This is a genomic window from Providencia sp. UF-224, from assembly GCF_058245955.1.
The window spans coordinates 1-24,927 of the sequence record NZ_JBSICC010000035.1 but is presented as its reverse complement, the minus strand read 5'-3'; the positions used below and the strand labels follow the sequence as shown (position 1 = coordinate 24,927).

General features: G+C 43.5%; 44 protein-coding genes. 6 read left to right on the top strand and 38 right to left on the bottom strand.

Annotated elements, in window-relative coordinates:
- Nucleotides 1-287: 287 nt before the first annotated feature.
- The gene (locus tag AC4IFO_RS20555; protein ID WP_490737201.1) at nt 288-833 is read left to right on the top strand and encodes a gamma carbonic anhydrase family protein; all 546 of its coding nucleotides are present in this window, start codon (nt 288-290) and stop codon (nt 831-833) included.
- Here the strand turns inward: AC4IFO_RS20555 and AC4IFO_RS20550 are convergent.
- Genes AC4IFO_RS20550 through dprA form a run of 5 tightly spaced genes read right to left on the bottom strand, consistent with a single transcriptional unit; the run spans nt 809 to nt 4,139 of the window.
- Nucleotides 809-1,069 (bottom strand): DUF1488 family protein, encoded by a 261-nt coding sequence (locus AC4IFO_RS20550; RefSeq protein ID WP_490737199.1) that lies wholly within the window; start codon nt 1,067-1,069, stop codon nt 809-811. The genes AC4IFO_RS20555 and AC4IFO_RS20550 overlap by 25 nt on opposite strands.
- Nucleotides 1,066-1,884 (bottom strand): shikimate dehydrogenase, encoded by an 819-nt coding sequence (gene aroE, locus AC4IFO_RS20545; protein WP_490737197.1) that lies wholly within the window; start codon nt 1,882-1,884, stop codon nt 1,066-1,068. Before aroE ends, AC4IFO_RS20550 begins: the two co-directional genes overlap by 4 nt.
- Before the next feature lie 5 nt (nt 1,885-1,889).
- Entirely contained in the window at nt 1,890-2,459 is a 570-nt protein-coding gene (tsaC, locus tag AC4IFO_RS20540; protein WP_490737195.1) for an L-threonylcarbamoyladenylate synthase type 1 TsaC, read from the bottom strand.
- 12 nt (nt 2,460-2,471) lie between these two features.
- The gene (locus AC4IFO_RS20535) at nt 2,472-3,011 is read right to left on the bottom strand and encodes a DNA topoisomerase family protein (RefSeq protein WP_490737193.1); all 540 of its coding nucleotides are present in this window, start codon (nt 3,009-3,011) and stop codon (nt 2,472-2,474) included.
- 36 nt (nt 3,012-3,047) lie between these two features.
- A complete protein-coding gene (gene dprA, locus AC4IFO_RS20530) occupies nt 3,048-4,139 on the bottom strand; it encodes a DNA-processing protein DprA (RefSeq protein WP_490737191.1) in 1,092 nt (363 codons plus the stop codon).
- A 132-nt stretch (nt 4,140-4,271) separates the two neighbouring features.
- Between dprA and def the strand changes: the two genes are divergently transcribed.
- The 5 genes from def to mscL all read left to right on the top strand — a co-directional run bounded on the left by def (nt 4,272) and on the right by mscL (nt 9,054).
- Nucleotides 4,272-4,793, top strand: a complete 522-nt coding sequence (gene def / locus AC4IFO_RS20525; protein WP_490737189.1) for a peptide deformylase — start codon at nt 4,272-4,274, stop codon at nt 4,791-4,793.
- A 28-nt stretch (nt 4,794-4,821) separates the two neighbouring features.
- Nucleotides 4,822-5,769 carry a methionyl-tRNA formyltransferase gene (gene fmt / locus AC4IFO_RS20520; RefSeq protein ID WP_490737187.1) on the top strand — a complete coding sequence of 316 codons (948 nt, stop codon included), beginning with the start codon at nt 4,822-4,824 and terminating at the stop codon, nt 5,767-5,769.
- A 67-nt stretch (nt 5,770-5,836) separates the two neighbouring features.
- Nucleotides 5,837-7,123 carry a 16S rRNA (cytosine(967)-C(5))-methyltransferase RsmB gene (gene rsmB, locus AC4IFO_RS20515; protein ID WP_490737185.1) on the top strand — a complete coding sequence of 429 codons (1,287 nt, stop codon included), beginning with the start codon at nt 5,837-5,839 and terminating at the stop codon, nt 7,121-7,123.
- A gap of 33 nt (nt 7,124-7,156) precedes the next feature.
- Nucleotides 7,157-8,533: a Trk system potassium transporter TrkA gene (gene trkA, locus AC4IFO_RS20510; RefSeq protein WP_206086925.1), complete on the top strand. Its 1,377-nt coding sequence runs from the start codon at nt 7,157-7,159 to the stop codon at nt 8,531-8,533.
- A gap of 110 nt (nt 8,534-8,643) precedes the next feature.
- Nucleotides 8,644-9,054, top strand: coding sequence for a large-conductance mechanosensitive channel protein MscL (mscL, locus tag AC4IFO_RS20505; protein ID WP_206086924.1), 411 nt, complete (start codon nt 8,644-8,646; stop codon nt 9,052-9,054).
- On the opposite strand, the gene AC4IFO_RS20500 is transcribed toward mscL, so the two are convergent.
- From AC4IFO_RS20500 to AC4IFO_RS20340, 33 genes are all read right to left on the bottom strand, one after another.
- Nucleotides 9,055-9,255 carry an alternative ribosome-rescue factor A gene (locus AC4IFO_RS20500; RefSeq protein ID WP_490737183.1) on the bottom strand — a complete coding sequence of 67 codons (201 nt, stop codon included), beginning with the start codon at nt 9,253-9,255 and terminating at the stop codon, nt 9,055-9,057.
- 31 nt (nt 9,256-9,286) lie between these two features.
- On the bottom strand, nt 9,287-9,703 hold the full coding sequence (zntR, locus tag AC4IFO_RS20495) for a Zn(2+)-responsive transcriptional regulator (protein ID WP_219249538.1): 417 nt from the start codon (nt 9,701-9,703) through the stop codon (nt 9,287-9,289).
- A 134-nt stretch (nt 9,704-9,837) separates the two neighbouring features.
- A complete protein-coding gene (gene rplQ, locus AC4IFO_RS20490) occupies nt 9,838-10,224 on the bottom strand; it encodes a 50S ribosomal protein L17 (RefSeq protein WP_014657271.1) in 387 nt (128 codons plus the stop codon).
- A 37-nt stretch (nt 10,225-10,261) separates the two neighbouring features.
- The gene (locus AC4IFO_RS20485) at nt 10,262-11,251 is read right to left on the bottom strand and encodes a DNA-directed RNA polymerase subunit alpha (RefSeq protein WP_008913899.1); all 990 of its coding nucleotides are present in this window, start codon (nt 11,249-11,251) and stop codon (nt 10,262-10,264) included.
- 25 nt (nt 11,252-11,276) lie between these two features.
- Nucleotides 11,277-11,897: a 30S ribosomal protein S4 gene (gene rpsD, locus AC4IFO_RS20480; RefSeq protein WP_004265487.1), complete on the bottom strand. Its 621-nt coding sequence runs from the start codon at nt 11,895-11,897 to the stop codon at nt 11,277-11,279.
- 37 nt (nt 11,898-11,934) lie between these two features.
- Nucleotides 11,935-12,324: a 30S ribosomal protein S11 gene (gene rpsK, locus AC4IFO_RS20475; protein WP_004388621.1), complete on the bottom strand. Its 390-nt coding sequence runs from the start codon at nt 12,322-12,324 to the stop codon at nt 11,935-11,937.
- A gap of 16 nt (nt 12,325-12,340) precedes the next feature.
- Nucleotides 12,341-12,697, bottom strand: a complete 357-nt coding sequence (rpsM, locus tag AC4IFO_RS20470; protein ID WP_004907144.1) for a 30S ribosomal protein S13 — start codon at nt 12,695-12,697, stop codon at nt 12,341-12,343.
- A gap of 145 nt (nt 12,698-12,842) precedes the next feature.
- Nucleotides 12,843-12,959: a 50S ribosomal protein L36 gene (gene rpmJ / locus AC4IFO_RS20465; protein WP_006816323.1), complete on the bottom strand. Its 117-nt coding sequence runs from the start codon at nt 12,957-12,959 to the stop codon at nt 12,843-12,845.
- A 45-nt stretch (nt 12,960-13,004) separates the two neighbouring features.
- On the bottom strand, nt 13,005-14,330 hold the full coding sequence (gene secY, locus AC4IFO_RS20460) for a preprotein translocase subunit SecY (RefSeq protein ID WP_004265481.1): 1,326 nt from the start codon (nt 14,328-14,330) through the stop codon (nt 13,005-13,007).
- Between the two features lie 7 nt (nt 14,331-14,337).
- Entirely contained in the window at nt 14,338-14,772 is a 435-nt protein-coding gene (rplO, locus tag AC4IFO_RS20455; protein ID WP_206086920.1) for a 50S ribosomal protein L15, read from the bottom strand.
- A gap of 3 nt (nt 14,773-14,775) precedes the next feature.
- Nucleotides 14,776-14,955, bottom strand: a complete 180-nt coding sequence (gene rpmD / locus AC4IFO_RS20450; protein WP_004265475.1) for a 50S ribosomal protein L30 — start codon at nt 14,953-14,955, stop codon at nt 14,776-14,778.
- A 6-nt stretch (nt 14,956-14,961) separates the two neighbouring features.
- Nucleotides 14,962-15,462 (bottom strand): 30S ribosomal protein S5, encoded by a 501-nt coding sequence (gene rpsE / locus AC4IFO_RS20445; protein ID WP_006657022.1) that lies wholly within the window; start codon nt 15,460-15,462, stop codon nt 14,962-14,964.
- Between the two features lie 14 nt (nt 15,463-15,476).
- On the bottom strand, nt 15,477-15,830 hold the full coding sequence (rplR, locus tag AC4IFO_RS20440) for a 50S ribosomal protein L18 (RefSeq protein WP_006657021.1): 354 nt from the start codon (nt 15,828-15,830) through the stop codon (nt 15,477-15,479).
- Nucleotides 15,831-15,839: 9 nt separating this feature from the next.
- Entirely contained in the window at nt 15,840-16,373 is a 534-nt protein-coding gene (gene rplF, locus AC4IFO_RS20435) for a 50S ribosomal protein L6 (RefSeq protein ID WP_490737180.1), read from the bottom strand.
- Nucleotides 16,374-16,387: 14 nt separating this feature from the next.
- Nucleotides 16,388-16,780, bottom strand: coding sequence for a 30S ribosomal protein S8 (gene rpsH / locus AC4IFO_RS20430; RefSeq protein ID WP_042847562.1), 393 nt, complete (start codon nt 16,778-16,780; stop codon nt 16,388-16,390).
- A gap of 29 nt (nt 16,781-16,809) precedes the next feature.
- Nucleotides 16,810-17,115, bottom strand: coding sequence for a 30S ribosomal protein S14 (gene rpsN / locus AC4IFO_RS20425; protein ID WP_004265458.1), 306 nt, complete (start codon nt 17,113-17,115; stop codon nt 16,810-16,812).
- 12 nt (nt 17,116-17,127) lie between these two features.
- The gene (gene rplE, locus AC4IFO_RS20420; protein ID WP_206086918.1) at nt 17,128-17,667 is read right to left on the bottom strand and encodes a 50S ribosomal protein L5; all 540 of its coding nucleotides are present in this window, start codon (nt 17,665-17,667) and stop codon (nt 17,128-17,130) included.
- 15 nt (nt 17,668-17,682) lie between these two features.
- On the bottom strand, nt 17,683-17,997 hold the full coding sequence (gene rplX, locus AC4IFO_RS20415; RefSeq protein ID WP_047756683.1) for a 50S ribosomal protein L24: 315 nt from the start codon (nt 17,995-17,997) through the stop codon (nt 17,683-17,685).
- Between the two features lie 10 nt (nt 17,998-18,007).
- A complete protein-coding gene (gene rplN / locus AC4IFO_RS20410) occupies nt 18,008-18,379 on the bottom strand; it encodes a 50S ribosomal protein L14 (RefSeq protein WP_004265449.1) in 372 nt (123 codons plus the stop codon).
- Nucleotides 18,380-18,555: 176 nt separating this feature from the next.
- Entirely contained in the window at nt 18,556-18,810 is a 255-nt protein-coding gene (gene rpsQ, locus AC4IFO_RS20405) for a 30S ribosomal protein S17 (protein ID WP_042847566.1), read from the bottom strand.
- The gene (gene rpmC / locus AC4IFO_RS20400) at nt 18,810-19,001 is read right to left on the bottom strand and encodes a 50S ribosomal protein L29 (protein WP_206086917.1); all 192 of its coding nucleotides are present in this window, start codon (nt 18,999-19,001) and stop codon (nt 18,810-18,812) included. Before rpmC ends, rpsQ begins: the two co-directional genes overlap by 1 nt.
- Nucleotides 19,001-19,411: a 50S ribosomal protein L16 gene (gene rplP, locus AC4IFO_RS20395; protein ID WP_004265436.1), complete on the bottom strand. Its 411-nt coding sequence runs from the start codon at nt 19,409-19,411 to the stop codon at nt 19,001-19,003. Before rplP ends, rpmC begins: the two co-directional genes overlap by 1 nt.
- Before the next feature lie 12 nt (nt 19,412-19,423).
- On the bottom strand, nt 19,424-20,125 hold the full coding sequence (rpsC, locus tag AC4IFO_RS20390) for a 30S ribosomal protein S3 (protein ID WP_004907131.1): 702 nt from the start codon (nt 20,123-20,125) through the stop codon (nt 19,424-19,426).
- 17 nt (nt 20,126-20,142) lie between these two features.
- A complete protein-coding gene (rplV, locus tag AC4IFO_RS20385) occupies nt 20,143-20,475 on the bottom strand; it encodes a 50S ribosomal protein L22 (RefSeq protein ID WP_206086916.1) in 333 nt (110 codons plus the stop codon).
- 15 nt (nt 20,476-20,490) lie between these two features.
- Entirely contained in the window at nt 20,491-20,769 is a 279-nt protein-coding gene (gene rpsS, locus AC4IFO_RS20380; RefSeq protein WP_004265426.1) for a 30S ribosomal protein S19, read from the bottom strand.
- A 14-nt stretch (nt 20,770-20,783) separates the two neighbouring features.
- Complete coding sequence (gene rplB, locus AC4IFO_RS20375; RefSeq protein ID WP_219245000.1) at nt 20,784-21,608, bottom strand: 50S ribosomal protein L2; 825 nt, start codon at nt 21,606-21,608, stop codon at nt 20,784-20,786.
- Between the two features lie 19 nt (nt 21,609-21,627).
- Entirely contained in the window at nt 21,628-21,930 is a 303-nt protein-coding gene (rplW, locus tag AC4IFO_RS20370) for a 50S ribosomal protein L23 (RefSeq protein ID WP_219245001.1), read from the bottom strand.
- Complete coding sequence (gene rplD / locus AC4IFO_RS20365; protein ID WP_219245002.1) at nt 21,927-22,532, bottom strand: 50S ribosomal protein L4; 606 nt, start codon at nt 22,530-22,532, stop codon at nt 21,927-21,929. The genes rplW and rplD overlap by 4 nt, the downstream gene beginning before the upstream one ends.
- Nucleotides 22,533-22,548: 16 nt before the next feature.
- Nucleotides 22,549-23,178, bottom strand: coding sequence for a 50S ribosomal protein L3 (rplC, locus tag AC4IFO_RS20360; RefSeq protein ID WP_219245003.1), 630 nt, complete (start codon nt 23,176-23,178; stop codon nt 22,549-22,551).
- A 32-nt stretch (nt 23,179-23,210) separates the two neighbouring features.
- On the bottom strand, nt 23,211-23,522 hold the full coding sequence (gene rpsJ, locus AC4IFO_RS20355) for a 30S ribosomal protein S10 (RefSeq protein ID WP_001181005.1): 312 nt from the start codon (nt 23,520-23,522) through the stop codon (nt 23,211-23,213).
- A gap of 347 nt (nt 23,523-23,869) precedes the next feature.
- Nucleotides 23,870-24,343, bottom strand: a complete 474-nt coding sequence (bfr, locus tag AC4IFO_RS20350; RefSeq protein ID WP_206086911.1) for a bacterioferritin — start codon at nt 24,341-24,343, stop codon at nt 23,870-23,872.
- A gap of 126 nt (nt 24,344-24,469) precedes the next feature.
- Nucleotides 24,470-24,670, bottom strand: coding sequence for a bacterioferritin-associated ferredoxin (gene bfd / locus AC4IFO_RS20345; RefSeq protein WP_490737203.1), 201 nt, complete (start codon nt 24,668-24,670; stop codon nt 24,470-24,472).
- Nucleotides 24,671-24,853: 183 nt separating this feature from the next.
- The coding region (locus AC4IFO_RS20340) for an EF-Tu C-terminal domain-related protein (protein WP_202932829.1) at nt 24,854-24,927 on the bottom strand (74 nt) is incomplete at its 5' end.

The window sequence follows — 24,927 nt, the reverse complement described above, 5'->3', positions numbered from 1 at the left end:
GTTTGGCTTAAGGCTTTCTTTTTCTAACCTCACCACCGAAGCGGTTTGCCGTGACAACGGATGCGCATTATAGGGAGGTCGCAGAATTACACAACCTTTTTTTCAAAAAAAAACACCGTTTGGGGATAAAATCGCCATTCTGCTTTTTTTAGCTTCACTATGGTTATAAAAAGAGCGGATTTACACCTATAATTCTTACTTTAATTCACTTATCTAGTACGTTAACTTGTAATGAGCTAACAATTAGTAGCTTGCTACTCTCTACTTTTCATTTTTATGGCATTGATATGAACAAACCTTTACGACCTTACTTAGACATCTACCCTTCAATTGAATCACGAGTCTTTATTGATCCATCTTCAGTTGTTATTGGCGATGTACGATTAGCCGAAGATGTCAGTATTTGGCCTCTTTGTGTTTTACGTGGAGATGTTAACTATATTGCTATTGGCGCTCGTACGAATATTCAAGATGGCTCTGTCTTACATGTGACCCATAAATCCGCCAGCAATCCACAAGGAAACCCACTAATCATTGGTGAAGATGTCACGGTTGGGCACAAAGTTATGCTTCATGGCTGTACTATTGGTAATCGAGTACTAGTCGGAATGGGTTCAATCGTAATTGATGGAGCTATAATAGAAGATGATGTTGTGATTGGTGCGAACAGTCTAGTTACCCAAGGAAAACGTTTAGAATCTGGCTATTTGTATACAGGCAGCCCAGCAAAAGCCATTAGAAAACTGACCGATGCTGAACTCACTCATTTACGCTATTCCGCTAATAATTATGTTGAATGGAAAAATAACTATTTATCTTCTGATAATACGTAAATTCCATTTTCATCATCGAAGCCTTGTTCTATCAAGGCTTCGAACTCTTCTTCTATATCCCACCGATTTTGTTGGAAGAGTGCTAATGCCGCGTCTTGTTCTCCATATCTTTGAAATAAAAGAGTTTGTGAAATGGTACATTCCGCTAATAAACCGCTAATTAGCACAGGGAAACGCACGACTTCTGATAATTCATCCCATTCTTCCCTATCAGGGAATTGGATCAATTGATTCACCCTTTTAATTCCTTATATAAAGCAGACAAAACAGGTGTAATTTCAGGAAGAACGCCGTGCCACAATTTAAACGAAAATGCAGCTTGCCCAACTAACATTCCAAGCCCATCAGCAATCTTTGTCACCTGATGCTGACTCGCAAACGCAAGGAAAGGCGTTAATGTCGCTTGATAAAACATGTCATAGCAAGCAACTTTCTTTGTAAAAACTATTGGGTTAATTGCAGGAATTTCTCCGCTAACACCCGATGATGTTGCATTTATGATGAGATCAAAATTTGCCGAGTTGATCTGCTCGATCTCTCTTCCACTGATCTTACCTAATGAGGAGAATTCATTAACTAACGTTTCGACTTTAGAAAACGTTCTATTTGTCAGTGTGATATCACAACCAAATTCTAAAAGCGGTAGTAACGCACCTCGTGTTGCACCACCAGCACCGATGATTAATACTCGGCTATTTGAATGCACAAACTCTAAACGTTGCAGGTCTAGCAATAACCCCATGCCATCAGTGTTATCACCCAGTAGGCGGTTGTCATCGAGTTTCATCACTGTATTGACCGCCCCACAAGTCTGAGCCCGCTCAGTTAACTCAGTAACAGCTAAAAAAGCTCGTTCCTTAAATGGCAATGTAATGTTTGCACCTTTTCCACCTTGTGAAAAAAAACTACCCAAACATTCTTCAAAGTTTTCTATTGGTGCTAAAATTTTTTCATATTCAAGCGCAATCCCCGTTTGTTCTGCAAACATTTTATGTATAAACGGAGATTTACTGTGTTGAATCGGATTTCCAAAAACTGCAAACATTTCCATTAATTTTACCCTTTTCGATACAATTCGCCGGTTTTGGCATCCCTAATTTCAGATGGGTTTTGGCGGCCGCCTACAGCACCATCTAGGACTGGCACTCTGTCATTAAACTGAGCAATCACCTCTTCAGTAGTTCTGCATGGCTCAAACCCGCTTAAATTGGCACTTGTAGATACCAATGGCTTACCATAATGACGACAAAGTTTTTTGACAAGTTCATGGTCGGTGACTCTCACGGCAAGTGTATCGAACCGCCCAGTTAGCCATTTAGGTGTTGCCGCTTTAGCTGGGATCACCCATGTTACTGGCCCTGGCCATGTCGCAAACATTGCTTGTTTTTGTTCTTCCGTTAATTGTTCATCATCGATGTAATCTTTTAATTGCTCATAATTATCAGCAATAAGAATCAACCCTTTTTCCCAAGGGCGCTGTTTAAGGTCTAAAAGTTGATGAACCGCTTTTTCACTATCAGGGTCACAACCTAAACCAAAAACGGCTTCCGTTGGATAGGCGATCACTTTTTCTTGTTTTAACGAAACGATAATACTTTCAATTGCAGGTGTAGATTCATTTGACATAGTTTTAACTCATTATTCTTCTTGTTGCTTAGCGCAGCGTTTGCTGGCACAAAATAATCTTACTCCCTGTCCGCCCCTTTTTTCCATCAATAATGGGTATTCACAAAACATACATTTGCCAACAATAGGCTTATTATTGAGGATAAACTGACAGTTAGGGTAATTATCACAGGCATAAAAAGTCTTCCCAAAACGGGATTTTCTTTGGAGTAAATTGCCTTTTTGGCATTGAGGGCAAGGAATTTTTGTTTCATCTGGCTTATCTATGAGTTCAATATGTTCACATTCCGGGTAATGGCTGCAACCAATGAACATACCAAACCGACCTTGTTTTAATACCAGTTCATGCCCACATTTAGGGCAATGCTGTCCATCCAAAACTTTGACAATATGACTCTCAATGCTCGGCCTCAATGGACGCATATAGTGACATTCTGGGTAGTTGGAGCACCCAAGAAAAGGCCCATGGGTACTATTACGGATCACCAAAAGTGAATCGCACTCTGGGCAATGTTCGTTTTTATCTGTATCAAAAGGCAATTGTTTTGACATGTTTTCTCTTACTTTTCTTTAATCTATAAGCCATGGCTAGTTTAATTTGATATACCCACCAGCACACGCACTAATCATTCCGTTAATTTCCATCTCGGTTAATATTGAAATCACTTGAGTAATCGGAATTTGGGCTTGTACAGCAATAACATCAACCGAAGTAACTTGGTAGCTCACCAAATCCAATATCTTTTGTTCTTTTAAATTAAGCGCTGTTGGTAAGCTTTCATCGATATTTGAACCGATGGGAAGTTCAGGTTGCACCCAATTTAGCCCATCCCCAAGGTGCTGTAAAATATCCTCAGCATCCACCAATAAATAAGCGCCTTGTTGTAATAACCAAAGGTTACCACCAAACGCAGGATTGCCAAGAGGCGCTGGAAGTGTAAAAAGGTCTCGGTTTTGCTCAATAGCATAACGTGCTGTAATTAAAGAACCACTTTTCATACCAGCTTCTATCATAACAACCGCTTTACTCAGCCCACTAATGATTCTATTTCGCCTTGGAAATTGTTTAGGTAATGGTGGCGTATCTGGCCAATATTCTGATACAAGCACCCCTTTTTCTTTTATTTGTTCAGCGAGTGCAGCATGTTGTTTTGGATAAATATTGGCTAAACCACTCCCCAAAACGGCAACCGTCGCGCCGTTATTATCAAGTGCAGCCTTATGACTTATTCCGTCTATGCCTAAAGCAAGCCCACTGGTAATTGAAATGCCATATTGAACAAAGTCCTTAACAAACTCAGTCGCCCACTTCCGTCCATACTCACTCGCTTGCCGGCTTCCAACTAAAGCGATTTGTGGCGTTGTAAGAATGTCTTTTTTTCCCACCACAAAAAGCAAAAGCGGTGGGTGATGGATTTGCTTTAATAAAAATGGATAGGAAGGATCAATGAAGGTAATCATTTGATTACTTTTATCCATCAACCATTGCTGTGCTTTTTCTAATCGGTACTCTGGCACATTAAGAAATTGTAATCTCTGCATTTCGTTTAAACCGCAGTGTTGCAAAGCTCGGTTACTGATTTTATTGAGTTGTTTTAGCTCATTGATCATGTTTACCGCATGAACAGGCAACAACCGACTTACCAGAGACGTTCTTAACCATATTTCTTGGAGATTCATTTCGTCATCCTGACTGATTATTGGATACGTTCTTCAGTGAACAAATCATAACCAATACTGTCAATATGGCGGATAAATGTCTAGAATAGGCATTAATTCCCATTCACTTTTTGGAAACCGCTCGAAAAATTTATGTCAGTCTTAAACGTATTACATTATCCAGACGAGCGCTTACGCACAATTGCTAAGCCAGTCGAAAAAGTTGATGCACAAATTCAACGCATTGTAGATGATATGTTCGATACCATGTATGAAGAAGAAGGTATTGGGCTTGCTGCTACGCAAGTGGATATCCACCAGCGGATCATTGTTATCGATGTGTCTGAAACACGTGACCAACGCTTAGTGATTATCAACCCTGAATTATTAGATAAATCAGGTGAAACTGGTATTGAAGAGGGATGCCTCTCTATCCCTGAGCAGCAAGGGTTTGTTCCACGCGCAGAGCAAGTCAAAATTCGTGCATTAGACTATAACGGTGAGTCTTTTGAACTTGAAGCCGATGGCTTATTGGCTATTTGCATCCAACATGAAATGGACCACCTTGTTGGGAAGCTATTTGTTGATTACTTATCACCTTTAAAACGTCAGCGTATCCGCCAAAAAGTTGAGAAGCTGGATAGGCTAAGAGCGAAAGAAGCAAAAAATAGCTAGTTTAGTAAATAGAAACAGGGAAATTAACGTGTCAGAACCATTAAAAATTATCTTTGCGGGGACACCCGATTTTGCAGCAAAACATTTAGCTGCACTCCTTGGAACCCAACACAAAATCGTTGGCGTTCTTACTCGCCATGATAAACCTGCGGGCAGAGGAAAAAAGCTGACGCCAAGCCCTGTAAAAGTTTTGGCACAAGAACATGATATCCCTGTTTTTCAGCCAGTATCTCTAAGAGACGCTGAAAATCAGCAGTGGCTCAAAGATAGAAATGCCGACCTCATGATAGTTGTCGCATATGGGTTGATTTTACCACAAGCTGTTTTAGATATTCCTCGCTTAGGCTGCCTGAATGTGCATGGTTCTTTGTTGCCTCGTTGGCGCGGAGCCGCACCAATTCAACGTTCGATTTGGGCGGGGGACGCTGAAACAGGGGTGACAATTATGCAGATGGATGCTGGGTTAGATACGGGAGACATGCTATATAAAGCCGTATGTCCCATCATGGCAGATGATACCAGCGCAACTCTGTATGAGAAACTGGCGATCACTGGGCCTAAAGCTTTAATCCATACGGTTGATATGTTGTCCACAGGTCAATGTACTCCTGAAAAACAAGATGACACTCTTGCTAATTACGCAGAAAAACTTTCTAAAGAAGAAGCTCGTATTGATTGGCAACAGGATGCAACTCATATTGAACGTTGTATTCGTGCATTTAATCCGTGGCCGATGAGCTATTTTATGGTTCAGGAACAACTGATTAAGGTTTGGCAAGCTGAAGTGATTGATGACTCGCAAGGTAGACAACCCGGAACAATAATTAGCGCAGATAAAAATGGGATATGCATTGCCACGGGGAATGGCATATTAAATATTACCCAGTTACAACCGCCAGGCAAAAAAGCCATGAGTGCGCAGGATATACTAAACTCTCGCCGTGAATGGTTTACCCCAGAGCAAATTCTCGATTAACGAATCTGTAAACTGCCTGAAATATCAGGCAGTTTTATTTCAGTAACTAAAAGACCCATCTTTACTTATGAAAAACACATACAATTTGCGTAGTCTCGCTGCGACTGCAATTAATCAGGTTATTGATAATGGGCAATCATTAAGTACCGTTTTGCCTGATTTACAACGTAATATTAACGACAAAGATAAAGCATTATTACAAGAGATTTGTTTTGGTGTCCTACGCTATTTACCAAAACTTGAATGGTTTATTAGCCAATTAATGGAAAAACCACTCACTGGTAAACAGAGAACCTTGCACTATCTCATTATGGTGGGTATCTATCAGTTGCTTTATACACGTATCCCCGCTCACGCTGCATTAGCTGAAACCGTAAATGGTGCCGTCGCACTCAAACGCCCACAGCTAAAAGGCTTGATCAATGGTGTCTTACGTTCTTTTCAACGCCAACAGGTTCAATTAGAAGAGCGGATCGCAAATAATAACAGCCAGTACTTGCACCCAAGTTGGTTACTTAAGCGTTTACAAACTGCATATCCTAATGAATGGCAAGCTATTGTCGAAGCGAATAACCAGCGACCACCTATGTGGCTGAGAGTAAATTCTCTACATCATACTGCTGAGCAATATCTTGGTTTATTGGAACAAGTGGAGATAACAGCACATTTGCACCCAACTCATCCTAGTGCTATCCGTTTAGAAGAACCTACCGCAGTAACAAAGCTGCCAGGCTTCGAGGATGGCTGGTCAACAGTACAAGATGTCTCTGCTCAAGGGTGTGCGGAGTTACTTGAACCACAAAACGGCGAAAATATTTTAGATTTATGCGCAGCACCGGGTGGTAAAACAACACATATTTTAGAGCTAGCGCCAAAAGCGAATGTCCTTGCAGTTGATATTGATGAAACTCGCCTGAAACGAGTGAAAGAGAATTTAATTCGCCTTAAGCAGCATGCTACCGTAGTTCAAGGGGATGGAACACAACCCGAAAAATGGGCTGATGGACAACAGTTTGATCGAATTTTACTTGATGCGCCATGTTCAGCGACAGGGGTTATCCGCCGCCATCCTGACATAAAATGGCTACGTCGTGACTCTGATATCAATGAACTGGCAGAATTACAGGCAAAAATATTAGAGGCCGTTTGGCCTTATCTAAAAACAGGTGGTACTTTATTGTATGCAACCTGTTCTATCATGCCTGAAGAGAACTACCTACAAATACAAAAGTTCCTTGCTAAACATACCGATGCACGTCTAAATGATGGAACAGAGGCAGGGCTACAAATATTGCCAAGTGCCGAAGGCGGTGATGGCTTCTTTTATGCACGTTTAATAAAACAAGCACAATAATAAGTCGTTAGTTACCTAATATAGGAATATGCAATGAAAATCATTATTCTAGGCGCTGGGCAAGTCGGTGGCACACTTGCTGAAAATTTAGTTGATGAGAACAATGATATTACCGTCGTTGATACAGATGGCGATCGTCTGCGTCAACTGCAAGATCAATTCGATCTACGTGTCGTCAATGGTCATGGTTCCCATCCACGTGTACTTCGTGATGCGGGGGCTGAAGATGCTGATATGTTAGTTGCAGTCACTAACTCTGACGAAACAAATATGATTGCTTGCCAAATTGCATATAGCCTATTTAATACGCCGAATAAAATTGCGCGGATCAGAGCTACCGAATATATCCGTGAGGCTGATAAGCTATTTCTTCCAGAGCAGATCCCAATTGACTACCTGATATCACCTGAGCAGTTGGTCATCGACTATATCTATAAACTGATTCAATATCCTGGCGCTCTTCAGGTGGTTAATTTTGCGGAAGGTAAAGTCAGTATTGTTGCTGTAAAAGCTTACTATGGTGGTTCACTGGTAGGGAATGCTTTATCTAGCTTACGTGAACACATGCCACATATCGATACGCGAGTTGTTGCGATATTTCGACAAGATCGCCCTATTCGCCCTCAAGGTTCAACAGTTATTGAAGCGGGTGATGAAGTTTTCTTTGTCGCTTCAACACAACATATCCGCGCCGTAATGAGTGAGCTGCAAAGACTAGAAAAACCCTACAAACGTTTGATGATTGTGGGCGGGGGTAATGTTGGCGCAGGTCTAGCACGTCGACTAGAAAAGGATTATAGCGTTAAGCTTATCGAGCGAAACCAACAACGTGCAACCGAATTAGCTCAGTTATTACACGACACTATTGTATTTTATGGCGATGCTTCTGATCAAGAGCTACTCACTGAAGAACATATTGAACAAATGGATGTGTTTATCGCCCTCACAAATGACGATGAAGCAAATATTATGTCTGCCATGTTAGCGAAAAAAATGGGGGCAAAAAAAGCCATGGTGCTTATTCAACGTTCCGCTTATGTCGAACTTGTTCAAGGGGGAGTGATTGATATTGCAGTCTCCCCACAACAAGCCACTATCTCTGCTTTATTAAGTCATGTAAGAAAAGCCGATATTGTGAGCGTTTCTTCTCTAAGGAGGGGGGTCGCTGAGGCGATTGAAGCCATTGCACATGGTGATGAAAATACCTCAAAAGTGGTTGGCAAAAAAATATCCGAAATTAAACTTCCTCCAGGAACAATAATTGGAGCAATAGTTCGAGAAGAGGAAGTTATTATTGCTAGCGATTATCATATTATTGAACAAGGTGACCACGTTATAATGTTTATTACAGATAAAAAGTATGTTCCTGACGTAGAAAAATTATTCCAGCCCAGCCCATTCTTTTTATAAAATAATAAAAAAAGAGCGTAAATATTTGCAGCTTAATAAATCTAGCGACTATAATTTGTTAACCTAACATACATTTTGTTTCAATTGAGTTACTTATTAAGGGGTCGTCGATGAGTTTTTTAAAAGATTTTCGCGAATTTGCCATGAAAGGCAATGTAGTAGATATGGCTGTCGGTATTATTATCGGAGCTGCGTTTGGTAAAATTGTTTCCTCTCTTGTTGCCGATGTCATCATGCCCCCATTAGGTTTACTTATTGGTGGAGTTGACTTTAAATCATTCAGTGTAGTTCTAAAAGAAGCACAAGGTGACTTACCAGCCGTTGTACTTAATTATGGGATGTTTATACAAACTGTATTTGATTTTGTTATTGTCGCTTTTGCGATATTTATGGCTATTAAAGTCATGAATAAAGTACGCCGTGAAAAAGAAGCCGCACCCGCTGAACCAACACCGCCATCAACTGAAGAAGTTTTATTATCAGAAATTCGTGATTTATTAAAAGAACAGAATAAAAAATAACTAAAAAGCCAGTGGTAATAAGTAAATAAACCTATTACCACTGGCCTCCCAGTTACCAGCCTTATTATTTTTTCCTTTTCTAGTATAACTTCCTTTTCCTTTTTTATTTTTTTCTACACGTTGTCGAAATAATGGGTCATGAAGTAATGCTTCAATTGCATTATTTTTTATCTCACCACGTTTATGCTGATATTTAGTCATAATATACCTTCATTAATTTAAGTTAATCATATTAATAAACCTTAGATGCACCTCGCTCTAAAATTTCCATAATAGAGCAGTATGTTGTTGCATGCTCATCGCCACAACATGCAGAACTTAACATTTTCAGCGAATCACGCATAATGATAAGCTCTTGGATCTTTTTTTCAACTTCCAGTAATCTGATATCTACAATATGTTTAGATTCCTGACAAGTATGATGTTCTGGGTCAACACGAATAGACAACAGTTCAGCAATCGCTTCTAAAGTAAAACCTAGTTGCTTTGCATAGCGAATAAAACGTAGCCGCTGAAGGTCTTGCTCAGTAAAAAGCCGATAGCCACCTTCCGTACGTACTTTATGTCCCATTAACCCCTGTTTTTCATAAAAACGAATAGTATCTGGTGTCACATCCGCTAATTTAGCAATTTCACCTATCTTATACATGCTCATATTACCTTACCTATAGATATGAATTAATCGTGGGAAATTCAAGGGGAGAACAAATGCATGAAGGGTAAGAATAGCAGGTACAAAAAAACCGGGCAAATATACCCGGTTTTCTTGAAAGCGACTGTAGATTACTCTGCAGCTGCTTCTTGAGACTCAACAGCACGGTCAACAAGCTCGATGTAAGCCATCGGAGCGTTGTCACCTGTACGGAAGCCACACTTAAGAATACGAGTGTAACCACCTGCACGAGCTGCGAAACGAGGTCCCAGTTCATTAAATAATTTTGCAACGATCTCGTTATCACGAGTACGTGCGAATGCCAGACGACGATTAGCTACGCTGTCGGTCTTGGCAAGAGTAATCAGCGGCTCAACGACGCGACGCAGTTCTTTCGCTTTAGGCAGAGTCGTCTTGATAATCTCATGACGAACTAAAGAACCAGCCATGTTACGGAACATAGCTTGGCGGTGGCTGCTGTTGCGGTTCAATTGACGACCACTCTTACGATGGCGCATGACCTTATCCTTCTCAGTAAAACCTTAACCTGTGATCTTAATCATCAGCAATACTTGCTGGTGGCCAATTTTCTAAGCGCATGCCCAGAGAAAGACCACGAGATGCCAAGACGTCCTTAATTTCAGTAAGAGATTTCTTACCAAGGTTAGGCGTTTTAAGCAACTCAACTTCTGTACGCTGTACCAGATCACCGATGTAGTGGATAGCTTCTGCTTTGAGGCAGTTAGCAGAGCGGACAGTCAATTCCAGATCGTCAACTGGGCGCAGTAAGATAGGATCGAATTCTGGTTTTTCTTCTTTAACTTCCGGTTGACGTACATCACGTAAATCAACAAAAGCTTCAAGTTGTTCAGCCAGAATGGTCGCTGCACGGCGAATCGCCTCTTCAGGATCGATTGTACCATTCGTTTCCATTTCGATAACTAACTTATCCAAGTCAGTACGTTGCTCAACACGAGCTGCTTCAACATTGTAGGCAATACGCTCTACTGGGCTGTAGCAAGCATCGACTAACAAACGACCGATTGGGCGCTCATCTTCTTCCGAATGAACTCGGGCAGAAGCCGGCACATAACCACGACCACGCTGAACCTTAATACGCATATTAATAGATGCGCTTTCGTCAGTCAGGTGGCAGATGATGTGCTGTGGCTTGACGATTTCGACATCGCCATCATGGACGATGTCGGCTGCAGTCACAGGGCCAATGCCAGATTTATTCAAGGTTAAAATAACTTCATCTTTCCCCTGAACTTTTACCGCCAGCCCTTTCAGGTTGAGGAGAATCTCCAGGATATCTTCCTGTACACCTTCTTTGGTGCTGTACTCGTGCAGTACACCATCAATCTCAACCTCTGTCACCGCACAACCCGGCATAGACGAAAGCAGAATACGGCGCAGTGCGTTACCAAGAGTATGGCCAAAGCCACGCTCTAAAGGCTCAAGGGTCACCTTAGCGTGCGTCGAACTCACTTGCTCGATATCTACCAGGCGCGGTTTTAGAAACTCTGTCACAGAACCCTGCATTGTGTCCTCTCTTTGGTGCTAAGCTTTACTTGGAGTAAAGCTCGACGATCAGGTGTTCGTTAATGTCCGCAGACAAGTCAGTACGTTCAGGAATACGTTTGAACACACCTTCCATTTTAGCAGCATCAACTTCCAGCCAAGTTGGCTTCTCACGCTGTTCAGCCAGCTCTAAAGCAGCCTTAATACGAGACTGTTTTTTAGCTTTCTCACGAACGCTGATAACGTCATTCGGGGAAACCTGATAAGAAGCGATATTAACAACACGACCATTTACCATGATAGCTTTGTGGCTAACCATTTGACGTGCTTCTGCGCGAGTTGCGCCAAAGCCCATACGGTAAACGACGTTATCAAGACGACCTTCCAGCAGAGTCAGCAGGTTTTCACCTGTGTTGCCTTTCAGGCGTGTTGCTTCTTTGTAATAGTTACGGAATTGACGTTCCAGAACACCGTAGATACGACGAACTTTTTGTTTTTCACGTAACTGAACACCGTAGTCAGACAGACGCGGTTTACGCGCTCCGTGCTGGCCTGGTGCCTGTTCTAATTTACACTTGGTGTCAATCGCGCGAACACCAGACTTCAGAAAGAGGTCTGTTCCTTCGCGACGGCTCAGCTTGAGCTTAGGACCCAAATATCTAGCCATTTTCTTTCTCCAACAGTCCTAAAAAAAACGAAACGTATTAAACGCGACGTTTTTTCGGTGGGCGACAACCGTTATGAGGGATAGGAGTCACATCAGTAATATTAGTGATGCGGAAACCAGCGGCGTTCAGAGCACGAATTGTTGATTCGCGACCCGGACCCGGTCCCTTAACCATAACTTCCAGGTTTTTGATTCCGTATTCTTTCACAGCTTCTGCGCAACGCTCTGCTGCAACCTGAGCTGCGAACGGAGTTGATTTGCGAGAACCACGGAAACCGGAACCACCGGCAGTTGCCCAACCTAATGCGTTACCCTGACGGTCAGTAATTGTAACGATTGTGTTGTTGAAAGAAGCATGGATATGAGCCACACCGTCTGAGACTTGTTTTCTTACACGCTTACGTGCACGAACTGGTGCCTTTGCCATTATTCAATACCCCGACTTATTTCTTGATCGGCTTACGCGGACCCTTGCGGGTACGAGCGTTAGTCTTAGTACGCTGTCCGCGCACAGGAAGACCACGACGATGACGTAAACCACGGTAACATCCAAGGTCCATCAGACGCTTGATGCTCAGGGTAATTTCACGACGTAGGTCACCTTCTACCACATACTTGGCAACTTCGTCACGCAGCTTGTCGATTTGTTCTTCAGACAGCTCACTGATCTTAACATTTTCAGCAATACCAGTTGCTTCACAGATAGCCTGTGAACGTGTTTTGCCGATTCCGAAAATCGATGTTAAAGCGATTACGGTATGTTTATGATCAGGAATGTTAATGCCTGCTATACGGGCCACTATGCACTCCTAAGTTAAAATATACATTACTGTGCTGAAAAGCCCGTTTTCAGGATACTCAAACAATAATGTATCTTAGATAAAAAAGATTGGCTGGCTAATTTAGCCAGCTCAACCCAACTTTGCAAGAAAAAAATGCTTTTTCTTAACCTTGACGTTGTTTATGTCTTGGTTCAACACTGCAAATTACACGAACGCTACCATGGCGACGGATAATTTTACAGTTACGGCATAATTTCTTGACGGAAGCACGAACTTTCATTTTTACTCTCCGTAACTTCTAGCAAACCATAATCACACTAAGTGACTATTTACCTTTAAGGTTTGCTTTCTTCAATGCAGACTCATACTGACTTGACATCATCAGAGTTTGCACTTGAGCCATAAAGTCCATGATAACGACAACCACAATTAAGAGGGAAGTACCACCAAAGTAGAAAGGTACTTTCATTGCGTCACGCATGAACTCCGGGATTAGGCAGATAAAGGTGATGTATAACGCGCCAACTAATGTCAGACGAGTCATTACCTTATCAATGTACTTGGCCGTTTGCTCTCCCGGACGAATTCCTGGTACAAATGCACCGGACTTCTTCAGGTTATCTGCTGTTTCTCTCGGGTTGAAAACCAACGCCGTATAGAAGAAACAGAAGAAGATGATCGCAGAAGCATAAAGTAACACATACAACGGTTGACCAGGCTGTAAATACATAGAAATTGTAGTTAGCCAGTCCCAACCAGTTCCATCACCAAACCAAGATGCTATTGTACCCGGGAATAGTATGATACTGGAAGCAAAAATTGCAGGAATTACACCCGCCATATTCACTTTTAACGGTAAATGCGTACTTTGTGCTGCATAAACACGGCGTCCTTGCTGACGTTTGGCGTAATTAACGACGATACGACGTTGACCACGTTCCATAAACACAACAAAGAAAGTTACCGCGAATACTAATACCGCAACCAACAGCAACAGGAGGAAGTGCAGATCGCCTTGCCGAGCTTGCTCGATGGTATGGCCAATGGCCGGCGGTAATCCCGCAACAATACCAGCGAAGATAATGATTGAAATACCGTTACCGATACCTCTTTCAGTTATCTGTTCACCTAACCACATCAGGAACATAGTTCCTGTGACTAAGCTAACAACTGCCGTAAAGTAGAACGGGAGGCCCGGATCAATCACTAATCCTTGCATCCCTGGCATATTCGGTAGACCCATTGCAATACCAATAGATTGGAATATTGCTAATACCAGAGTACCCCAGCGAGTATATTGGCTTATCTTCCGACGACCTGCTTCTCCTTCCTTCTTGATCTCTGCTAATCGTGGATTAACCACTGATAATAATTGGATAATAATCGATGCCGAAATATACGGCATGATACCCAAAGCAAAGATAGAAGCACGGCTAAGAGCACCACCAGAGAACATGTTAAACATTTCAATGATGGTGCCTTGTTGCTGTTCGAGCAATTTGGCAAGCACAGTGGCATCAATACCAGGGATTGGAATAAAAGAACCAATTCGGAAAACAATTAGCGCACCAATTACAAACAAAAGTCTGCGTTTAAGTTCGCCAGCTCCACCTTTGGCACTTTGAAAATCTAATCCTGGTTGTTTAGCCATCTGTCACTTATTCCTCAATTTTACCGCCGGCAGCTTCGATTGCAGCGCGAGCACCTTTAGTAACACGAAGGCCACGTACAGTAACTGCACGGTTCACTTCGCCAGACAGAATAACTTTCGCAAATTCAATCTGGATGCCAACAACGTTCGCGGCTTTCAGTGCGTTCAGATCAATAACATCGCCTTCAACAGCAGCAAAATCAGACAGACGAATCTCTGCAGTGATCATTGCTTTACGTGAAGTGAAGCCGAATTTCGGCAAACGACGGTATAAAGGCATCTGGCCGCCTTCGAAACCACGACGTACGCCACCGCCAGAACGAGATTTCTGACCTTTGTGACCACGGCCGCCGGTTTTACCCAGACCAGAACCGATACCACGACCTACGCGTTTAGGCGCGTGCTTGGCACCTTCAGCCGGAGACAGAGTATTTAAACGCATCTCTTACTCCTCAACTTTAACCATGTAGGAAACCAAGTTGACCATACCACGAACGGCAGGAGTATCCTCACGCTCTACTGTATGACCAATGCGACGCAGACCTAAACCGACCAGTGTTGCCTTATGCTTAGGCAGACGACCGATTGAACTGCGAACTTGTGTAATTTTAATAGTCTTAGCCATGGCCGATTACCCCAGAATTTCTTCGACGGATTTTCCACGCTTAGCTGCGACCATTTCTGGAGACTTCATGCTGTCTAAAGCATCCAGTGTTGCACGAACCACGTTGATTGGGTTTGTGGAACCGTAGGTTTTAGCCAGTACGTTGCGAACTCCAGCTACTTCTAACACTGCACGCATTGCACCACCGGCAATGATACCGGTACCTTCGTGAGCAGGTTGCATAAACACACGAGAACCAGTGTGCGTACCTTTCACAGGGTGGAACAATGTGCCGTTGTTAAGAGCAACGGTTTTCATACTGCGACGGGCTTTTTCCATCGCTTTCTGGATTGCTGCCGGAACTTCGCGCGCTTTGCCGTAGCCAAAACCGACGCGACCGTTACCATCACCAACTACTGTCAGTGCGGTAAAGCTGAAAATACGGCCACCTTTAACGGTTTTTGCTACGCGGTTTACCGCGATCAGCTTTTCCTGCAGTTCGCCAGCTTGTTTTTCGATGTGAGACATCTTACACCTCTACCTTAGAACTGAAGGCCAGCTTCACGGGCAGCATCTGCCAGTGCCTGGACTCTACCATGATATTGGAAACCAGAACGGTCAAAAGCAACAACAGTGATGCCTTTTTCCAGTGCGCGTTCAGCAACTAATTTACCAACTGCTGCTGCTGCGTCTTTGTTTCCAGTAAACTTAACTTGTTCATTGATAGCTTTTTCTGTAGTAGAAGCTGCAACCAATGTTTCAGAACCGTTCGGTGCGATAACCTGCGCATAAATATGGCGTGGAGTACGATGTACCACCAGGCGAGTCGCACCCAACTCTTGGATCTTACGGCGTGCGCGGGTCGCACGACGGATACGAGCTGCTTTCTTATCCATAGTGTTACCTTACTTCTTCTTAGCCTCTTTGGTACGCACGATTTCATCGGCGTAACGAACACCTTTACCTTTGTAAGGCTCAGGACGACGGTAAGCACGCAGTTCTGCTGCAACTTGACCAATCACTTGCTTATCCGCACCTTTCAGTACGATTTCAGTTTGTGTTGGACATTCAGCAGTAATGCCTGCTGGTAGTGCGTGTTCAACCGGATGCGAGAAACCTAAAGACAAGCTAACAGCGTTGCCTTTGATTGCTGCACGGTAACCAACACCAACCAGTTGAAGCTTTTTAGTGAAGCCATCGGTAACACCAACAACCATTGCATTGCACAGTGAACGAGTTGTACCCGCTTGTGCCCATGCATCTTCAAAACCATCACGTGGTCCGAAAGATAAATGGCCATCTTCATGTTTAACTTCAACTGCATTATGGATAGTACGAGTAAGCTCGCCGTTTTTACCCTTAATCGAAATAACCTGACCGTTGAGTTTTACCTCTACGCCGGCAGGAATGACGACGGGTGCTTTTGCAACACGAGACATTCTTTCCTCCCGAATTAAGCTACGTAGCAGAGAATCTCGCCACCAAGACCAGCTTGGCGAGCTGCACGATCAGTCATGACACCTTTAGAGGTAGAAATAACAGCGATACCTAAGCCAGCCATAACTTGTGGCAGCTCATCTTTTTTCTTATAGATGCGCAGACTTGGGCGGCTTACACGCTGAATGCTTTCTACGACAGCCTTACCTTGGAAATAACGTAAAGTCAGTTCCAATTCTGGCTTGATGTCGCCTTCAATTTTAAAATCTTCGATATAACCTTCTTCCTTCAGCACTTTGGCAATCGCCACTTTCAGCTTGGAGGAAGGCATGGTGACCGCAACTTTGTTCGCGGCCTGACCGTTACGGATACGGGTCAGCATATCCGCGATGGGATCTTGCATGCTCATCTGTCTTTACTCCCGTGATTCAAATGGAATTACCAACTTGCCTTTTTAAGGCCCGGGATTTCACCGCGCATAGCGGCTTCACGGACTTTAATACGGCTCAGACCAAACTTCCGCAGGAAACCGTGCGGACGCCCTGTTTGACGGCAGCGGTTACGCTGACGAGAAGGACTTGAATCACGTGGCAGTGTTTGCAGCTTGAGAACAGCGTCCCAGCGATCTTCATCAGATGCTTTAACATCAGAGATGATAGCTTTTAATTCAACGCGTTTTGCGAAGAACTTCTCAGCTAATTTAGCACGTTTAACATCACGCGCTTTCATAGATTTCTTAGCCATGAGTACCCTGCCTTACTTGCGGAACGGGAAGTTGAACGCTGCTAACAGTGCGCGACCTTCGTCATCTGATTTCGCAGTAGTGGTGATAGTAATATCTAAACCACGTACGCGATCCACTTTATCGTAATCGATTTCAGGGAAGATGATTTGTTCACGAACACCCATGCTGTAGTTACCGCGACCATCGAAAGACTTAGCGGACAAGCCACGGAAGTCACGAATACGTGGTACAGCAATAGAAATCAGACGCTCAAGGAACTCCCACATGCGTTCGCCACGCAGGGTTACTTTACAGCCGATTGGATAGCCCTGACGGATTTTGAAGCCTGCAACAGATTTGCGTGCTTTGGTGATCAATGGTTTTTGACCAGAGATAGCTGTTAAATCAGCTGCTGCGTTATCCAGCAGTTTTTTATCAGCAATCGCTTCACCAACACCCATATTCAGGGTGATCTTCTCGACCCGAGGGACTTGCATGACAGAAGAGTAACTAAACTCAGTCATGAGTTTATTAACAACTTCGTCTTTATAGTAATCATGCAGTTTCGCCATCGTATACTCCAAAAATTACTTGATAGTTTCACTGTTAGATTTGAAGAAACGGACTTTTTTGCCGTCTTCGAATCTAAAGCCTACACGGTCTGCCTTACCAGTTGCCGCGTTAAAGATTGCAACGTTAGAAACTTGAATAGCCGTTTCTTTTTCAACGATGCCACCTGGTTGATTCAGAGCCGGGACTGGCTTCTGATGTTTTTTAACCAGATTGATACCTTCAACGATAACTTTACCAGAAGAAAGAACCTGTTTTACTTTACCGCGCTTACCTTTGTCTTTACCAGTTAGCACGATAACTTCGTCATCACGACGGATTTTCGCTGCCATAGTTCGCTCCTTAGAGTACTTCAGGTGCCAGAGAGATAATTTTCATAAACTTCTCATTACGAAGTTCACGAGTTACCGGCCCAAAAATACGCGTACCGATTACTTGCTCGCTGTTATTGTTTAATAACACACAAGCATTACCATCGAAGCGAATGACAGAACCGTCAGGGCGACGTACACCCTTCTTGGTGCGCACCACTACCGCTTTCAGGACATCACCCTTTTTAACTTTACCGCGTGGAATTGCTTCTTTAACAGTAATTTTAATGATGTCGCCTACATGTGCATAGCGACGGTGCGAGCCACCTAGAACCTTGATACACATTACGCGACGTGCACCGGAGTTGTCGGCCACGTTCAGCATAGTCTGTTCTTGGATCATTTTAGTGCTCCGCTAAATGTCAACTACTACTGAGCCACCTCATTATGAAGAGGCCGTTCAAATATACCCATACTACGAGGGCGCGGCATTATAACACCACATCAACGCGATGGACAGAAAAAAATAAACGGCTCAGTCAAAAAGAGCCGTTTATTCATCACGAAAAATCTATTCTATTACAGAACAGCTTTTTCTACAACGCGAACTAAGGCCCAAGACTTAGTCTTAGACAGTGGACGAGTTTCGCGGATTTCTACCACGTCACCAATTCCACATTCATTGTTCTCGTCATGTACGTGCAATTTAGTCGTACGACGGATGAATTTACCATACAGAGGGTGTTTCACCATACGCTCGATAGCAACAACAATAGATTTCTCCATTTTATCGCTAACTACACGACCTTGCAGAGTACGGATTTTATCGCTCATTACGCACCTGCCTTCTCAGTCAGTAAAGTCTTCACACGTGCGATATCGCGACGCACTTGTTTCAACAGATGAGACTGTTGCAGCTGACCGCTTGCAGCTTGCATACGTAAATTAAATTGTTCACGCAGCAGATTCAGCAGTTCAGCATTCAGCTCTTCAACGCTTTTTACGCGCAGCTCTTGTGCTTTCATTACATCACCGTCTTAGTTACAAAGGTGGTTTTGATAGGCAGTTTCGCTGCTGCCAGAGAGAATGCCTCACGAGCCAGCTCTTCAGGCACACCGTCCATTTCGTACAGGACTTTTCCAGGCTGAATTAAGGCAACCCAATATTCTACGTTACCTTTACCTTTACCCATACGAACTTCGAGTGGTTTCTCAGTGATTGGTTTGTCTGGGAACACACGGATCCAGATTTTACCTTGACGCTTAATAGCACGGGTCATAGCACGACGTGCCGCTTCGATCTGACGTGCAGTCAGACGACCACGGCCAACAGCTTTAAGACCGAAAGTGCCGAAGCTAACATCCGTACCTTGCGCTAGACCACGGTTGCGGCCCTTGTGCACCTTACGGAATTTTGTACGCTTTGGTTGTAACATCAGCGACTCTCCTTACTTGCGGCCTTTACGCTGCTGCTTTTTAGGTTGAGCAGCTGGTTTCTCAGCTTGTTCAACAGCAGCCATACCACCCAGAATCTCACCTTTGAAGATCCATACCTTAACGCCGAGAACACCATATGTGGTGTGCGCTTCTGAAGTGTTGTAATCGATATCAGCACGTAATGTGTGCAGTGGCACACGGCCTTCACGATACCACTCGGTACGAGCGATTTCAGCACCGCCTAAACGGCCACTGACTTCAACTTTGATACCTTTAGCGCCCAGACGCATTGCGTTCTGTACTGCACGCTTCATAGCACGACGGAACATAACACGACGTTCCAGCTGTGAAGAGATGCTGTCAGCAACTAATTTTGCGTCTAGTTCTGGTTTACGAACTTCGGCGATATTGATTTGCGCAGGAACACCAGCGATATCCGCTACTGTTTTACGCAGTTTTTCAACGTCTTCACCTTTCTTACCGATAACGATACCTGGGCGAGCAGTGTGAATAGTCACACGGATGCTTTTCGCAGGACGTTCGATAACGATGCGAGAGATTGACGCTTTTGCCAGTTCTTTATTCAAGTACTGACGTACTTTAAAATCGCTGTCTAGGTTGTCAGCGAATTCATTAGTATTCGCATACCAAGTAGAGTTCCAAGGTTTGACAATACCCAGGCGAATACCATTAGGATGTACTTTCTGACCCATTGCTAGTCTCCAGAGTCTCAGCGATCGGACACAACCACAGTAATGTGGCTGGTGCGCTTAAGAATACGATCTGCACGGCCTTTCGCACGCGGCATGATGCGTTTCATAGTTGGACCATCGTCTACGAAAATTTTCGCAACTTTCAGGTCATCAATGTCAGCGCCATCGTTTTGCTCTGCGTTAGCAATTGCAGATTCAAGTACTTTCTTCACTAAACCAGCAGCTTTCTTGTTGGTGTAGGTCAGAATTTCCAGAGCTTGCGACACTTTCTTACCGCGAATCAGGTCGGCGACTAAGCGAACCTTCTGGGCAGAAGAACGAGCGTGGCGATGTATAGCTAAAGTTTCCATCTCTTCCTCCTATCCTTAACGTTTCTTAGCTTTCTTATCTGCCGCATGGCCGCGATAAGTGCGAGTCGGTGCGAATTCACCCAGTTTGTGACCAACCATTTCGTCGGTTACGAAAACTGGAACATGCTGACGACCATTATGGACAGCGATGGTCAATCCGATCATATTAGGAAAGATCGTTGAACGACGGGACCAAGTCTTGAGAGGCTTCTTGTCTCCGCTTTCCACCGCTTTCTCTACCTTCTTCAGCAAGTGCAGGTCAATGAAAGGACCTTTCTTGAGAGAACGTGGCATGGCTTATCCTCTAATTATTTTTTAGAACGATGACGTACGATGAATTGATCAGTACGCTTGTTGCTACGAGTTTTCTTACCTTTGGTCTGAACGCCCCATGGTGTTACTGGGTGTTTACCAAAGTTACGGCCTTCACCACCACCATGTGGATGGTCTACTGGGTTCATCGCAGTACCGCGAACGGTAGGACGAACACCACGCCAGCGGCTAGCACCAGCTTTACCGAGAACACGTAACATATGTTCAGCGTTACCAACTTCACCTAAGGTTGCACGGCAATCTGCTAATACTTTACGCATTTCACCAGAACGCAGACGTAATGTTACATAAGCACCATCACGAGCAACGATTTGAGCGTAAGTACCTGCTGAACGCGCTAACTGACCACCTTTACCTGGTTTCAGTTCGATATTATGAACTGTAGAACCAACAGGGATGTTGCGCATTGGCATTGCATTACCAGCTTTGATTGCTGAATCAACACCAGATTGAATCTGGTCACCAGCTTTCAGGCCTTTTGGTGCAAGAATATAACGACGTTCACCGTCTTTATATAAAACCAGTGCGATGTTCGCAGAACGGTTTGGATCATATTCCAAACGTTCAACAACTGCAGGGATACCGTCTTTGTTGCGTTTAAAGTCAACTAAACGATAATGCTGCTTGTGGCCACCACCGATGTGACGGGTAGTGATACGGCCATTGTTGTTACGACCACCGGACTTGCTCATTTTTTCTAACAGTGGTGCATAAGGTTTTCCCTTATGCAGCTCTGGGTTAACCACTTTAACTACGTGGCGACGGCCCGGAGACGTAGGTTTACATTTAACAACTGCCATTGTTCTTTACTCCTCCGACTTACTCTGCGCCGCTAATGAAGTCCAGATTCTGGCCTTCTTTCAGCGTAACGTAAGCTTTTTTCCAGTCACTACGACGACCAGAGCGCTGACCGTGGCGTTTAGTTTTGCCTTTAACCAGCAAAGTGTTAACACCTTCAACTTCAACTTCAAACAGTTTCTGTACAGCAGCTTTGATTTCTGCTTTAGTTGCGTCTTTTGCAACTTTGAGAACGATGGTATTGCTTTTTTCCATCGCTGTAGAAGCTTTTTCAGATACATGCGGCGCGCGCAGTACTTTCAGCAGACGTTCTTCACGGATCATGCCAGCATCTCCTCAACTTGCTTCACAGCATCAGCAGTCATAACCACTTTGTCGAAAGCGATCAGGCTAACTGGGTCGATACCTGCTGCATCACGAACGTCAACCTTGTACAGGTTACGTGCTGCTAAGAACAGATTTTCATCTAATTCAGCAGTGATGATCAGAACATCTTGCAGAGCCATATCTTTCAATTTCTGTGCCAGCAACTTAGTTTTAGGTGCTTCAACAGAGAACTGTTCGACAACGATCAGACGATCTTGACGTACCAACTCAGAGAGGATGCTTTTTAAAGCACCACGGTACATCTTTTTATTAACTTTTTGACTGTGGTCCTGTGGTTTAGCTGCGAAGCTAACACCACCAGAGCGCCAGATTGGGCTCTTAACTGAACCAGAACGTGCACGGCCTGTGCCTTTTTGACGCCATGGTTTTTTACCTGAACCAGAAACTTCAGCACGAGTTTTCTGAGCACGAGTACCTTGACGAGCACCAGCTGCATACGCAACAACTACTTGGTGAACAAGCGCTTCATTGAAATCACGCCCGAAGGTAGTTTCGGAAACAGTCAGCGCGCTTTGCGCGTCTTTCATTACCAATTCCATTCCTATCTCCTCGACGTTAAGCCTTGACAGCCGGTTTTACGATCAGGTTGCTACCAGTTGCTCCTGGAACAGCACCTTTGACCAGCAGCAGGTTGCGCTCAGCGTCAACACGTACTACATCTAAGCTTTGAACAGTTACACGTTCATTACCCAGTTGGCCTGCCATTTTCTTGCCTTTGAACACTTTGCCCGGAGTCTGGTTTTGACCGATAGAACCCGGAACACGGTGTGACAAGGAGTTACCGTGAGTAGCATCTTGAGTACGGAAATTCCAGCGCTTAACTGTGCCGGCAAAACCTTTACCTTTAGATGTACCAGTAACGTCGACTTTTTTAACGTCAGCGAAAATTTCAACGCTAATGCTTTGACCTGCAGTAAACTCAGTACCTTCTTCGGTACGGAATTCGCGCAGAATACGGCCAGCTTCAACGCCAGCTTTAGCGAAATGACCTGCTTCAGGTTTAGTTACACGGTTAGCTTTTTTGCTACCAGTAGTAACCTGAATTGCATTGTAACCGTCGGTTTCTGCAGTTTTAACCTGAGTAACGCGGTTATTTTCAATTTCGATAACAGTTACAGGGATAGAAACGCCATCTTCAGTGAAGATACGAGTCATTCCCACTTTCTTACCGACTAAACCAATCATTGTTTCAACCTCTCAATCGTTCGACGACCTGATTAACCCAGGCTGATCTGCACGTCAACGCCGGCAGCCAGGTCCAGACGCATCAGAGCATCAACGGTCTTCTCGGTTGGCTCAACGATGTCAACCAGACGTTTGTGAGTGCGAATTTCGTACTGATCACGCGCATCTTTATTAACGTGCGGAGAAATCAGAACGGTAAAACGCTCTTTACGTGTCGGCAGCGGGATAGGACCACGTACCTGCGCACCAGTGCGCTTAGCAGTCTCTACGATTTCCGCAGTTGATTGATCGATTAAACGATGATCAAAAGCTTTAAGGCGGATACGGATTCTTTGGTTCTGCATGAGACCAGAGCTCCAACTATTTTATAAACGTAAATGATTACTCCTCGTACCCATTTCGATTGATGGGAGAGTGTAATCGTCTTGGTGTAACTCCCATATCGGGAGTATTGTCTAAATGAGCAACAAATCGTTGGCTCAATACTGATATTTCAGTCCTGATAAATCAGGGCTTACTCATCAGTAAGCCCGCGCATTATACGTAAATTATTGTGAAACGCAAGCAATCGGGGAAAATATGTGCGAATTTTCTGGCGCTATAACGAAAAAACGCCCAACTCTGATAAGATCAGAAATTAGGCGCTCATATAAAACCAAAAAAATTTCACATAAGATTGAAACTTACAACCCTACTCTTCGATAACTTGGGCCTGCAGATAGTTTTGAATACCTAAACGAACAATTAAATCTAACTGTGTTTCAATCCAATCAATATGATTTTCTTCATCGGCCAAGATTTCAATCATCAAATCTCGGCTAACATAGTCATGAATAGAGTCTGCATACTTAATTGCCTCTTTTAAGTTTTTTGCACCATCAAGTTCAAGCTGTAAATCTGACTTAAGCATTTCTTCTACGTCTTCACCAATATTTAGCTTGCCTAAGTCTTGTAAGTTAGGAATACCTTCAAGAAAAAGAATACGCTCGATATATTTATCGGCATGTTTCATTTCATCAATTGATTCATGATATTCCATCTCATTGAGGCGTGTAAGTCCCCAATTTTTAAACATACGTGCATGTAAAAAATATTGGTTAATTGCGACTAGCTCATTGCCCAGCAATTTATTAAGGTGGGCTATCATTTTTTTATCGCCTTTCATTTGTACCCTCCATCGCTTCCAGTTCTTTAAGTGTAGTACTGAAATTGATTAGCAGAGTAATTTTTACACAATCATTTATACAAAAGGCAACAAAATTAACTGGGGGATAATTTGAAGGGATCGTGATTATGCAACTTCAATGGCGCAAATATCTTCTAGATGAACGAGCTCTTGCTGCAAAATCTCTCTGGTTTGCCGAATGCACTTTCCACATTCACGGCCAACAGGCAATACTTGGCGCAACCCTTTTAATGAGCTAACTTGGTATTTCCTTACCGCATTTCTGATTTGCTTATCTGTAATCGCTTCACAGAGACACACATACATAGTCATTTACTCATCGATATAACCTTTAATGATTTTAAATAAAAATGATTACCATTTCAATTATCATTTGATTATTTTACATCCACAATAATATTTCTCTACTTCCGCTGATAAATCTCAAATTTAAAATATAAAAAAAGGCACCGATTAAGGTGCCTTTTCTGAAACTTGTGATGCTATGTATTATGCAATGATTTTTGCAACAACACCCGCACCTACAGTACGGCCACCTTCACGGATTGCGAAACGTAAACCGT